The sequence below is a fragment of the Euzebyales bacterium genome, assembly GCA_035461305.1.
In the GTDB taxonomy this organism is placed as follows: Bacteria; Actinomycetota; Nitriliruptoria; order Euzebyales; family JAHELV01; genus JAHELV01.
Genome location: DATHVN010000182.1, coordinates 23,101 through 34,816 on the forward strand (window position 1 = coordinate 23,101; position 11,716 = coordinate 34,816).

Sequence of the window (11,716 nt, forward strand, 5' to 3'; positions counted from 1 at the left end):
CGTGGGCACGGCGTCGATCGCAACGTGAGTGGACGTATGGCGCGCAGACCAGCCAGCTCGACCAGAGACCGCAGCCGGCCGACGGCGCGGGGACGGTCCACGCCGGCCCGGCAGTCGTTGCAGAGCCGGATCCTGTCACGCGTGCTCGTGATCTCGATCGCGCCGATGCTGTTCATCGGCATGATCGCGCTGGTCAGCCTGGTCGGGTTGTCGCGGTCGGCGGAGCAGGACGTCGCGGCCAGCCGCGAGGAGCTCAGGCAGGACGTCGTCGGACCGGCGGTCCGGAGGGACGCCGCCGGCGTCGCGCGCGAGGTGGAGCGACTGCTGGCCGAGCGGGTCGCCGACGTCGTCGAACTGTCCGTGTCGCCACTGCTGGTGTCCGCCGCAGGGGAGGCAGCGACGGATGTCGGCGACGCCCTGGTCGCGACGCCGATCACCGAGCTCGAGCAGCAGTACGCCGGCTCACGACGGTTGGCGGGGGGCTCGGACGCCGAGCGGCACCTCCGCGCGATCGCGAAGCGCCAGGCGGTGTTCCGGCAGCTGCTGTTCACGGAGCGCAACGGCTTCACGGTCGGCTCGTCGTCGAATCCGGAGCACCTCAGCAACAGCGGGGAGCCATGGTGGTCGACCGCGTGGGACGACGGGTTCTTCATCGGCCCCGTCGAGCGACTCGGCACGGACGCCTACGGCCTGACGGTTGCGGCCCGCATCGGTGAGCAGGGGACCGACGAGCACGCCGGGGTCGTGAAGGCGATCATCAACGTGCGGGTGCTGCAGCGGACCACGGACCGGATCGCCCGGGACAGCGGCTCTGACGTGACGCTGCTGACCGGGGAGGGCGAGCTGCTGGCCGAGACCGTCTCCGACCACGACGCCTCACGGCTGTTGAACCCCGAGATCGAGCTGGACGCCGAGCGCGCGGAGACCGTCGAGCGTGCTCTCGGTAGCAATGAACCGGGCGTGGCGCTGACCGAGAGCTCCGTCGCCGGCTTCGCACCGGTGTCGACGGTCGACGGCCGTCTGCGGCGCCTGCTCCAGCGCTTCGACAACCTCGACCAGGACCCGATCTCGTGGATCGCTGTCGTGGAGCGGCCCATCGACGCGGCCTTCGCGCCCCTGGCCAGGCTGTCGGACGTGTCGGACGGCCTCAGCGCGACCGCGCGCACGTTCGCGATCATCGTCGTCGTCGCCCTCCTGCTCTCGCTGATCGCCGCGTTCCTCGTGTCGACCCGCCTGGCCCAGCGCATCGTCGGACCGCTCCGGTCGCTCGGCGCGACCGCACGCAACATCGCCGACCACCAGCTGCCGGTGCTCGTGCACCGTGCGCAGAGGCCAGGCGCTGGCCGCGACACCGACCTGCCCGTGCTCCCCGCGGTCGAGCTGCGCACCAACGACGAGATCGAGGACGTCGCCGACGCGTTCAACATCGTCAGCAGCACCGCTGCCGACCTCGCCGCCGACCAGGCACGGAGCCGCCGGAACGTCGCCCGCATGTTCGTCAGCCTCGGTCGTCGCAACCAGAACCTGCTGAGCCGTCAGCTCGAGTTCATCGACCGGCTCGAGCGCGACACCTCCGACCCCGACCTGCTAGACGACCTGTTCCGCCTCGACCACCTCGCGACACGGATGCGGCGCAACGCCGAGAGCCTGCTGGTGCTCGCCGGCGAGGAGCCCGCACGCCGGTGGTCGGAGCCGGTCTCGTTGACCTCCGTGGTGCGGGGTGCGATCTCCGAGGTCGAGGACTACCGGCGCGTCACCCTCGACGGCGTCGACGAGGCGCAACTCGCCGGCGCCGCGGTCGCCGACGTCACGCACCTGCTGGCCGAGCTCATCGAGAACGCCACGCAGTTCTCGCCGCCCGACACACCGGTCGACGTCGTCGGCCGACGGGTCGTCGACGGCTACGCGCTGGCCGTCGTCGACGACGGCGTCGGCATGAGCGTGGAGCAGCTCGAGGACGCGAACCGGCGGATCGACGCATCGCCGATGGTCGATCGGGTGCCCTCCAGCTTCCTCGGCCTGTTCGTGGTCGGTCGCCTCGCCGCCCGGCACCGCATCCGCGTGCGGCTGGGCGAGTCGACGACCGAGGGTGTGACGGCAAAGGTGCTGCTGCCGACGGCGCTGATCGACCCGCCGGTGCCGACGGGCGTGGCCGGGAACCGCGGGCCGGCGCTCGAGGCCGGTGCGCTGCCCGACGACGCTGCCGAGGGTGCGGCAGCGCACGACGTGACCGCCGCGGAGTCCGACGCCGACGGCGTCGGGATCGACGTGGCCGATGACACCGCGACCGAGCGGACGCACGTCTCGGCGTCGGTGGTGCGCGAGCGCCGCCCGGCGTTCGACCAGACCGCGCCGCCCATCCCCGGACGTGGTGGCCGCACGTGGTCGTCGGAGGAGCGGACGTCGTCCCGTGCGCCGTTCGACCATATCGAGATGCGCGGGCTGACCGACGACGAGGTCGACCTGCGGGACGCGGAGACTGAGCCCGACGTCGGACCCGCCGAGTCCGACGACCGGTCATCTACCGTTGACGAGCACGGTCCTGATGACGGAGCGGCGGCGGGACCGCCCGACGAGGCCGTCGACCTGGGCCTTGATCTGCGGGAGCCGTCCGAGGTGCGCGACGATCGACCCGACACGGCGACGCAGGAGCCGGGCGAGCCGTGGTCGGGTGACCGCGCGTTCGACGATCTGGCGTACACCGGAGAAGCGCGCTACCCACCGGTCGGCGACAGCGCCCCAACGGACGTCGAGGTCGCCGAGGACGCGTTCGGAGCGGAGCCGGTGGCCGGAAGCGCGATCGGAGCGGATCGAGCGGAGGTCGGGGACGTGGTGGCGGGGGACGTGGTTGCCGAGCCCGTGGCGAGGGATCGGGCCGCAGCGACCGACGGTCCCGGGGACCTCGAGACCGAGGTCGTGTCCGACGAGCCCGACGACGTCGAGACGGCGGGCGAGCCGGTCACCACGGACCGGCGCGATCAGCCGACGGCGGACGACGTCGGTGCGTGGTGGACCGGTGATCTCGGCCCGCATGAACCGGCCGAGGGGTCGCTGGACGACATCTGGGCGCCGCACGACACCACGGTGTTCCCCGCCGATGACCGGCCAGCGCCTGGCGCAACCGACGGCACCCCGGCGCCCGGTGGGACCGAGGACACGCGGCCGCCTGCCGCGACCGATGACGATCCGCTGATCGAGCCGGCTCCGCTCGACGACGATCCGCTGGTCGAGCCGGCTCCGCTCGACGACGATCGACCAGCGGCCGTGACGGAGGCGGAGGACGACCCGCGCGACGCCGCACCTGTCCTCGAGGTACGTCGGCGGGCCTCGCGGCGGGAAGGCGCCGCCGGCGGCCCTGCCAACGGCCGGGCGCTGCTGCGCACGGAACGAACACCGGCCGCAGATGACGCGGCGCCGTCGGAGCCTTCGCCCTCTCGGGCGACGACGAACGCCGAGGTGACCGACGAGCATGGTGTCACGCTCACGGCCGCCGAGCACGAGGCGCGGGCCACACGGGACCGCCTGTCGCGCTTCCAGCGCGCGGTGCAGGAGGGTCGATCACAGACACGGAGTCGGCACAACGGGGGAGAGCATCACGATGCGTAAGCTGAGTGGCAGCGCACGCAACTTCAACTGGTTGCTGTCAAACTTCGTCCGCGACGTCGCCGGGGTGCGCGAGGCGATCGCTGTCAGCTCGGACGGGTTTCTGCTCGCCGGATCGGCGGGAAGGGAACGGGACGGCGTCGAGCAGTTCGCGGCGATCGTGTCCGGCCTGACCAGCCTGACCAATGGCGCCGGGAGCCTGCTGGACTGCGGCGACGTCGATCAGGTGATCGTCGAGATGCGCGAGGGCGTGCTGTTCATCTCGTCGATCAGCGACGGCAGCACCCTCGCGGTCCTCGCCGACAAGGACTGCGACATGGGCCTGGTCGGCTACGAGATGACGTTGCTCCTCGACCGGGTCGGCACGACGCTGACGCCCGCGCTCATCAGCGAGCTGAAGAACGCGCTCACCGTATGAACGGCCGTCCGCACGCCGAGGACCACGGGCGCCTCGTGCCGCCCTACATCGTGACTGGCGGACGCACCCGCTCGTCGGCTGACGACCTCGCGTTGGAGACCCTGGTGACGACGACAGCGGAGGGCATCGCGGGCGCCGACCGCCACGTGTTCGAGCAGCGGCGCATCCTCATGACCTGCCGCGACCCGATGTCGATCGCAGAGGTCGCCGCCGAGCTCGAGGTGCCGGCCGGCGTCGCCCGCGTGCTGATCGGTGACCTGGTGTCCGATGGCCTGCTGCGCGTCACCGGACCGACCGATATGAACGAACAGCTCATCAGGAGGCTGATCGATGCCGTCCGCTCCCTCTGAGGGTCCCGCATCGGCCACGCAGCCGAAGTCGGTCAAGATCATCGTGTCCGGCGGCTTCGGCGTCGGCAAGACCACGTTCGTGGGGGCGGTGTCGGAGATCGTCCCGTTGCGGACCGAGGCCGCCATGACATCCGCCAGCGTCGACATCGACGACGCCGCGTGGCTGCCCGACAAGACGACGACCACGGTCGCGATGGACTTCGGTCGGATCACCTTCGACGACGCGTTGCGCCTGTACCTGTTCGGAACACCGGGGCAGGACCGGTTCGGGTTCATGTGGGACGACCTGGTGCGGGGCGCGCTCGGGGCGGTCGTGCTCGTCGACACGCGCCGGCTCGACCACTGCTACACCTCGATCGACTACTACGAGTCGCGTGACATCCCGTTCGTCGTCGCGGTCAATCAGTTCGACGACGCGCCTGTCCATCACCGCGACGACATCCGGTACGCGCTGAACGTCGGCGACGACGTGCCGATGCTGCGCTGCGACGCCCGCGACCGCGAGTCTGTCAAGGAGGTGCTGGTCGCCCTGCTCGAGACCGTCCTGCTCGCCGTGCAGCGGCAGCGGGCCGAGGGGAACGACGTCAACAGCCAGGCCTCGGTCGCCGCGGCACAGGGCTGACCTCCGGCGTCAGCGGCGGGCAGCGTTCGCCCGCGGCGGCTCACCCAGGTCGGCGTCGTCCTCGACGGCGGCGAGCCCCCGGGGCGCGGCCACGCAGGCGACGCCCAGCAGCGTGCACGCGCCGATCGCCCACAGCGTCATACGCTGCGCTCCGGCGATGGTCGAGGAGGTCCCGAGCACGACCACCACCAGCAGCACCGTCGCGGTCACGATGACGGCCCAGATGGCAACTGGCAGTCCGAGCACCCACCTGCGCAGCGGCGCCGCGTCGTCGTGCTGCTGCGGGTCCGTGTGCGCGCGCCAGGCGGCGAACCCGGCGGCGGCGAAGGCACCGCCGACGAGCGCGGGCAGCATCACGGTCGCGACCTTGGCGTGCGCGGCGAGCATGTCGGCCGCGACGGCCTGCTCGGTCTGCGTCTGTGACAGGAACTGGTTCACCACGAGCAGGACGACCACCTGGAACACGCAGAGCATGCCGATGAACAGCAGCGTGAACTGGGCCACCGCCGTCCAGGTGCCCGCCTCGCGCAGAGCGGCGCGCCACGCGGGCGCGTCCGACGTGTCCCGGCTGTCGGTGGCTGTGGTCGACGCCGCGTCGGCCGGCGCCTGCGCTGCCGTCGGACCGTCGTCGCGGGCCGATGCCCGCGGGGTCCCGCCGTGGGCCGTGCGCGGTGCCGCCGTCGCGCCGGCTGCGTCCGTCGACGCCTCGGTGGACACGTCGGGTGACGGACCGCGGTCCATCGGGACGGTCGGGATGTTGGCGAACCGGTCGGTGATCGGGCCCGCGTCGTCCAGCGACGCCGCCGCGGGAGACGGCTCGTCGGCTCGTGCCTGTGGACCCGTCGTGGCGGGCGGCGCTCCAGCGGCCTCGGCGGCGTCGGGCGCGCGCGCCCGGACGACGTCCTGGTCGTCCGCCGGCGGGGCCTCGGCGTCGAGGCGGTCCGTGTCGCCCATCGGTTCGACCGGGTGGGCGGTCGGGGCCTGGTCCGTGGACCCGGCCGCGGCGTCGTCCGTGACGTCGTCGGCGCCGGTGGGAGCCAGATCGTCGACCGCGCCCGCCTGGAGCCGGTCGGGCGCGGCGGAGGCGTCGGACGGGATGCGGGTGTCCGGCGGGGACTGGAACGCCTCGATCAGCGACGCCGCCACTGACGACGGCTCCGTTCGATGCGGCCGGTCGGGTTCGTCGCTGCCGGGTTCGTCGCCACCGGGTTCGATCTCACGCAGGACGACCTGCTCGCGTCCGTCGTCGTCCCGGCGTGGACCGCGGGGGCGCCTCGAGGTCGTCGCGCCGGCCTGGTCCTCCGGTGGGTGACCGGCATCGCCGGCGCTCATGACGCGAGCCTGCTGGAGCATGCCAGCGAGCACGCTGTCGCCTGCGACGTCCCCTGACTCCAGCCCGGCGCGGCACGAGGCGCAGACACGGGTGCCCGCCCGTGTGTCCCAGCCGCACACTTCACACGCCTGCATGTCCACCGTTCCTACTGGATCGCAACCACGATGGCCGAAGACAGCGGTGGCCGTACTGTACCGGAGGCCGGGTGGGGCGCCGAATCCGCGGGTGCCATCGAACGGACGGCGCCTCCCTACCAGTGCAGCACAGCGTCGGCCGTGCGCAGCAGCTCGGACTGCTCCGCGGCGTCGGCGATGGTGACGCCGGAGATGAGCGCGTCGGCGTCGAGGCCCTGGTGGGCGGCGCTCACGGCGTCGACGTAGACGAGGACGCCGGACTCGAGGAGGCCCCGCAGATCGCGCGCACACCGGGCGTTGGGCAGCGGCACGCCGGCGAGGCGCGCCTCCGGCACGGCGCCGCTCGCCGCCGCGTACTCGATCGCGACGCCGCGGAGCAGCACCGTCAGATCGACGTCCTCCGCGACGGCGTAGACGTTGGCCTCGAGCACCGGATCGTGGGGCGACATCGCGGCCGGCGCCGCGGTCAGGATGCTCACGACACGACGCGCCACGGCTGACCTCCTCCCGGTGCGAGCACCACGTCGGCCTCCCGCACGAAACGCCACAGGTCCGCGTCGTCACCCGCGACCACGCCGTCGACCATGCGGCGTCCTCCAGCGGCCCCTGCCTCGACGACCCAGTCGAGCGTGGCACCGTGCACACCGCGGTGCAGCAGGGCGCGAACGGCGTCCGCGATGGGGCCGGAATCCAGCGCCAGGTCGACCGCAGTGCCGTGGGCGAACACCATGACCCGGTGCTCCGCCGCCAGGAGCCGGTCTGCCAGCTGCAGGGCGGTCGCCGCGGCCGACGAGCTGGTCGCCGACGACAGCACCACGGTGACGGCGCGGCTCACCACCACTGCGCCCGCGTCTCGGGGTCGCCAAGCAGCGTGACGACGGCATCCAGATCGACCAGCTCCACACCCACGGCTCGTGGCTCGACGGCGCGCTCGGTCACAGCGTCGGTGTGTGCCCAGATCCGCACACCTGCGTCGCGGGCCGCCGCGAGGTCGTCGGCCGCGTCGTGGGTGGGCCGGAGGACCGTGGTGGCGGCGTCAAGCAGCACGATGGTCACGTCCGCACCTGCCGTGGCCCACCCGGTACCCAGCGCGAGCGCCTCCTCCGGTTGTTGCGACGTCAACAGCGCATGGGTCATGGTGCGTGCCCTCCCGCCACACGACACGAGATCATGTCCGCCCCTTGCGGATGAGCAGCCGGATCGCCGGCCGTCCCTGGTCGTCGGTCGCGCGCTCGACCCCGATGAGCTCGTGGCCGGCGCGGTCGGCCCACCGTGCGAACGCGGCCGGGGAGCCCGGTCCGCCGGCCAGCACCTCCAGCACCGCGCCCGGGTCGAGCGCGGTGATCGCTCGCATGGCACGGACAACGCCGGTCTCGCGGGGTGCGCCGCGCGCATCGACGCGCCCACCCACCGTGACCAGCAGGCGGTTGCTCGCCGGCCCTGCCGGGGCGGGACGCACAGCCCAGCCTGGCGCTCGGTCGCCGTCGACGTCGGCGACCGGCGCAAGCTGCACCGGCCGCCACACGCGCGCGAAGGCACCCGTCAGCAACCCCCACTCCAGCGCGGCCGCCAGCCCACCCCGTACCGGACGGAGCGGGTCGATCAAGCCGCCCAGCCGGCTGAGCAGCGCCTCGCCGTCGTCGGCCTGGTGCACCTCGACGAGGTAGCCCTCGGACCGCAGGATCCTGCCGACGACGGCGGCCGCCTCCGGCAGCGACCCGCACGGCTCGTCGCTGCGGTCGGCCAGCCGGTTGCCCTCGCGGGCGGCCGCCTGGCGGACGACCTCAAGCCGCCCCCCGGTCTGCGGACCGTTGCCGTTGCCGCTGACGATCACCTCGCCCAGCAGGCGAAGCAGCGTCGTGGGTCCCTGGGTGGGTCGGACGATCGGGTCGACACGGATCTCGTCGGCACCGATCTCGGCACGTGCCAGGTAGACCTTCGCCGGACGCCCGCCGCCCGGGTGCTTGCGGCTGCTGACAACGACCAGCCCCGCGTCGGCGAGGGTCTCCAGGTGCGTCCGTGCCACGTTGGGGTGCAGATCGAACGCCCCGGCGATGTCACGCACCGTCTGGCCCTCCCCGACGTGGCGCAGGTGCTCGTAGATGCTCGCCCGTGTGGTGCTGCGCAGCGCCCGCCGAGTGCTGACGTCCGCAGTGCGACGGACCCAGCGCTCGGACGGCGCGCCTGCGCCCGGGCCGTCGTCAGCCATGGCCGGGGGCGCGGCGGAGCACCGCATCCGTCGGTCTGAGGATGTGCAGGCCCATCGATGGATGATGCGAGACCAACATAGCCCCGTTTCTACCGTATTGATCGCCAGATCAGCCTGGCGGGCGCTCGGTCCGGTAAATATGCACGGTAAACACTAGAGCCTTGGTCGAGTCGCGCGTCATCGTGCGGTCAGGCCATCACCAGCTGCGCCCACAACAACGCCAGGGGCACACCCAACAGCACGGCGTCGGCGGTGCCGATCAGCAGGGCCGGGACCGCCTCGCCGGTCGCCTCGGACGCCGTGCCCGCACGACGGAGGACCTGGCGGAACCGCGCGCTGGCCAGCGCGGCGACGACCGCCGCGAGCGCGAAGCCGACGATCAGCACCACCGGTGGGGGCGCGACGTCGCTGGCCGCGTATACGACGAGGCCAGACGGCAGTGCGGTTGCGACGGCGGCGACTACCAGGTAGCGCTTGCGGTGGCGTACCGTCGGGCGACTCGCGACGACGACGGCTGCGTCGGTCAGCGCGATCATCGCCAGCGCACTGGCCACCAGGACCGGGTCGAGCTGATCGTGCAGGGCGACCAGGGTCGCGGCGCCGACGGCGACAAGCAGACCGGCAAACAGCGTCGACCCCACGACCGCCGCCGTTTCGTGTCGTCGTGGCGACGCGAACGCCAGGAGGAAGCTGGTCATCACCGCGAGTGCGAGGACGCCGCCCACCCACCGGCGCCCGGTGTCGGGCGCGATGAGCAGCAGCGTCGGAGGTCCGGCACCCATCACCAGCGCGGTCGGTAGCAGGGTGCGGACACTGGCCACTCCGAGTGTGGCGTGGAGGTCGATCAGGCTGCCGACGGCCACCACGACGACGACCAGGCCGAACGCCCACCGGCTCGAGAAGACGCCCACGAGCAACAGCAGCGGGACCAGCAGCGACCCGGCGAGCAGCAGCCGGTAGACGCGCTGCTGACGCAGCGTGGCGGTCGATCCACCGCTGAACGGCGGCAGGAGGGCGAGCTCGGCGCCGTCGGCCGCCAGGTTGGCCTCGTCGAGCGCCACGCGCCGGCCGTCGAGCATGCCCGACGCCACCGTCACGCGCGTCGCGAAGGGCTCGCCGAAGCGGTCGCAGAGGTCAGCGACGATCGCCGGCACCGTGTCGGGTGCGACCTCGACCTGCGCGGTGCCGGCCGCGTCACGCAACGCGGCGAACAACCGCACCGTGACCGCCACAGACCGCCTTTCGCCCGTTGCTGCCCAGTGTGCCCAGCCCTCACTCGTCCTCGTCGTCCCACGCGCAGCGTAGCCCGTGCCGGCGGTCATTGGCCGCGTCGGCGGTGGCGGCCCGACTGGTGCTACCGTTCAGCACAGCTTCGTGGAGCCGCTTCCACGGAGCACACGGTGGGTGGACACCGCCGGACGGGCGGCGCCGTGTGAGGCTCTCGACACAGGGACGGCCGGTGAGGTTGCTGATCCTCTCCGACGGTGACAGCGCGAAAACGCTGTTACCGGCCTTGGAGTTCCTCGACCACAGCGTGGCCGTGGCGCCACTGCACCCGCGCGAGGCGCCCGACGCGCACGAGGCCGACCTGGTGGTGATCGACGCGACCGACGACCTGGGTGCGGCGTCGAGCACGTGCCGGTCGATCGTCGCCTCCGATCGGTCGCGTCCCGTGCTGGTCGTCGTCGACGAGGGCGGGCTGGCGGCCATCAAGAGCACGTGGGGCTTCGACGACTGGCTGCTGCCACGTGCCCGGCCTGCAGAGCTCGAGACGCGGCTGCGGCTGCTGGCCGAGAACGCCCGCAACACGCGCAGCTCGCGGGCACGCATCGGCGACCTGTCGATCGACGAGGAGACCTACGTCGTGCGGCTGCGCGGCAAGCCGCTCGACCTGACCTTCCGCGAGTTCGAGCTGCTGAAGTACCTCGCGAACAACCCGGGCCGGGTCTTCACGAGGTCACAGCTGCTGCAGGAGGTGTGGGGCTACGACTACTTCGGTGGCACCCGCACCGTCGACGTCCACATCCGGCGCCTGCGTGCCAAGCTCGGGACCGAGCACGAGCAGTTGATCGGCACCGTCCGCGGGGTCGGGTACAAGCTTGATCCGGCCGGCTCGAGCTCATCGGGCGAGACGCCCTGACGGGCTCCGCGCCCGCCGTGCGGCGCGGACGTCAGAACGCCGGCCGGCGCAGGTCGGCAGCCGGGCCATCGATCGACGGCGCGATCCAGCGTTCGTAGCAGACGTCACGGTACGCGTGCTGGAACTGTTCCGACTCGTAGAGGCGGACGGCGTTGGTGCTCGCGCAGTCGACGTAGAGGATCGCCTGACGGCAGCCTCGTTGGTACAGGTGGTGCACTCCGGCCTGGAGCAGGCTCCTTCCCAGACCGAGGCCCTGGGCGCGCGGGTGGACGGCGAGCACGTAGACCTCACCGACGGGTTCGTGCGCCGGATGCTCGTCGGATTCGTGGCCGTGCCACTTGGTCCAGTGGAAGCCCAGCAGCTCGTCACCGCGCCAGGTCATCAGCAGGTCGTCGGGCCGGAACCAGTCGAGCGCACGCCGCTCGGCGAAGTCGTCTGCATCCCACCCCCCGTTCTCGGGGTGGCCGGCGAACGCGGCGTTGTTGACCTCCAGGAACGCCTCGTCATCCTGCTCGCCCTGGTACGTGCGCAGTTCGACGCCTTCTGGGAGCTTCGTCTGCTCTGGCGGTGCGGTCAGGCGCCGTGTCATGAACGCCAGTTCGCGCTGGATGTCGAAGCCCAACTCGTAGGCGAGCGTCTGGTCGGCGCGCTCGACGCGATGGACCCACAGGTACAGCAGGCCCCCACCGGCGCGGCCGACCGCCGCGGTGGTCTCATCGAGGAGTGCGGTGGCGACCTCGCCGCTCTGGCGGTGGTTGGGGTGCACCACCACCTCGACCGCGACGCGCGGCCGATCGCCGGGCCGGCCCCAGCGCATGTGCGCATAGCCGATCAGTTGGCCCCGCTCGTGCGCCAGGACGCCGAGCCAGCCGGTCGCGCCCACCTTGAGGTGGGAGTACTTGTGCTC

The 11,716-nt window shown here is 72.2% G+C and carries 13 protein-coding genes; 6 read left to right on the forward strand and 7 right to left on the reverse strand.

Annotation, left to right across the window (positions count from 1 at the left end):
- Positions 1 to 36 precede the first annotated feature (36 nt).
- The 4 genes from VK923_17080 to VK923_17095 are packed head-to-tail and all read left to right on the forward strand — an operon-like array spanning position 37 to position 4,993.
- On the forward strand, positions 37 to 3,606 hold the full coding sequence (locus VK923_17080) for an ATP-binding protein (GenBank protein HSJ46392.1): 3,570 nt from the start codon (positions 37 to 39) through the stop codon (positions 3,604 to 3,606).
- Entirely contained in the window at positions 3,599 to 4,021 is a 423-nt protein-coding gene (locus tag VK923_17085) for a roadblock/LC7 domain-containing protein (protein ID HSJ46393.1), read from the forward strand. Before VK923_17080 ends, VK923_17085 begins: the two co-directional genes overlap by 8 nt.
- Positions 4,018 to 4,371, forward strand: a complete 354-nt coding sequence (locus VK923_17090) for a DUF742 domain-containing protein (GenBank protein ID HSJ46394.1) — start codon at positions 4,018 to 4,020, stop codon at positions 4,369 to 4,371. The genes VK923_17085 and VK923_17090 overlap by 4 nt, the downstream gene beginning before the upstream one ends.
- Positions 4,352 to 4,993: an ATP/GTP-binding protein gene (locus VK923_17095; GenBank protein ID HSJ46395.1), complete on the forward strand. Its 642-nt coding sequence runs from the start codon at positions 4,352 to 4,354 to the stop codon at positions 4,991 to 4,993. The genes VK923_17090 and VK923_17095 overlap by 20 nt, the downstream gene beginning before the upstream one ends.
- A gap of 9 nt (positions 4,994 to 5,002) precedes the next feature.
- On the opposite strand, the gene VK923_17100 is transcribed toward VK923_17095, so the two are convergent.
- Positions 5,003 to 6,139 (reverse strand): hypothetical protein, encoded by a 1,137-nt coding sequence (locus tag VK923_17100; GenBank protein ID HSJ46396.1) that lies wholly within the window; start codon positions 6,137 to 6,139, stop codon positions 5,003 to 5,005.
- An 18-nt stretch (positions 6,140 to 6,157) separates the two neighbouring features.
- Between VK923_17100 and VK923_17105 the strand changes: the two genes are divergently transcribed.
- Positions 6,158 to 6,382 (forward strand): hypothetical protein, encoded by a 225-nt coding sequence (locus tag VK923_17105; GenBank protein ID HSJ46397.1) that lies wholly within the window; start codon positions 6,158 to 6,160, stop codon positions 6,380 to 6,382.
- A 194-nt stretch (positions 6,383 to 6,576) separates the two neighbouring features.
- Here VK923_17105 and VK923_17110 read toward each other — a convergent pair whose 3' ends face one another.
- From VK923_17110 to VK923_17130, 5 genes are all read right to left on the reverse strand, one after another.
- Positions 6,577 to 6,954, reverse strand: coding sequence for a DsrE family protein (locus VK923_17110; GenBank protein ID HSJ46398.1), 378 nt, complete (start codon positions 6,952 to 6,954; stop codon positions 6,577 to 6,579).
- Positions 6,936 to 7,295 carry a DsrE family protein gene (locus VK923_17115; GenBank protein ID HSJ46399.1) on the reverse strand — a complete coding sequence of 120 codons (360 nt, stop codon included), beginning with the start codon at positions 7,293 to 7,295 and terminating at the stop codon, positions 6,936 to 6,938. Before VK923_17115 ends, VK923_17110 begins: the two co-directional genes overlap by 19 nt.
- Positions 7,292 to 7,597, reverse strand: coding sequence for a hypothetical protein (locus VK923_17120; protein HSJ46400.1), 306 nt, complete (start codon positions 7,595 to 7,597; stop codon positions 7,292 to 7,294). Before VK923_17120 ends, VK923_17115 begins: the two co-directional genes overlap by 4 nt.
- 31 nt (positions 7,598 to 7,628) lie before the next feature.
- Positions 7,629 to 8,669 (reverse strand): helix-turn-helix domain-containing protein, encoded by a 1,041-nt coding sequence (locus tag VK923_17125; protein HSJ46401.1) that lies wholly within the window; start codon positions 8,667 to 8,669, stop codon positions 7,629 to 7,631.
- 188 nt (positions 8,670 to 8,857) lie between these two features.
- Positions 8,858 to 9,901: a MoaD/ThiS family protein gene (locus VK923_17130; GenBank protein HSJ46402.1), complete on the reverse strand. Its 1,044-nt coding sequence runs from the start codon at positions 9,899 to 9,901 to the stop codon at positions 8,858 to 8,860.
- A gap of 227 nt (positions 9,902 to 10,128) precedes the next feature.
- Between VK923_17130 and VK923_17135 the strand changes: the two genes are divergently transcribed.
- Positions 10,129 to 10,809, forward strand: coding sequence for a response regulator transcription factor (locus tag VK923_17135; GenBank protein HSJ46403.1), 681 nt, complete (start codon positions 10,129 to 10,131; stop codon positions 10,807 to 10,809).
- Positions 10,810 to 10,840: 31 nt separating this feature from the next.
- On the opposite strand, the gene mshD is transcribed toward VK923_17135, so the two are convergent.
- Positions 10,841 to 11,716: mycothiol synthase (gene mshD / locus VK923_17140; protein HSJ46404.1), on the reverse strand; the 876-nt coding region annotated here is incomplete at its 5' end.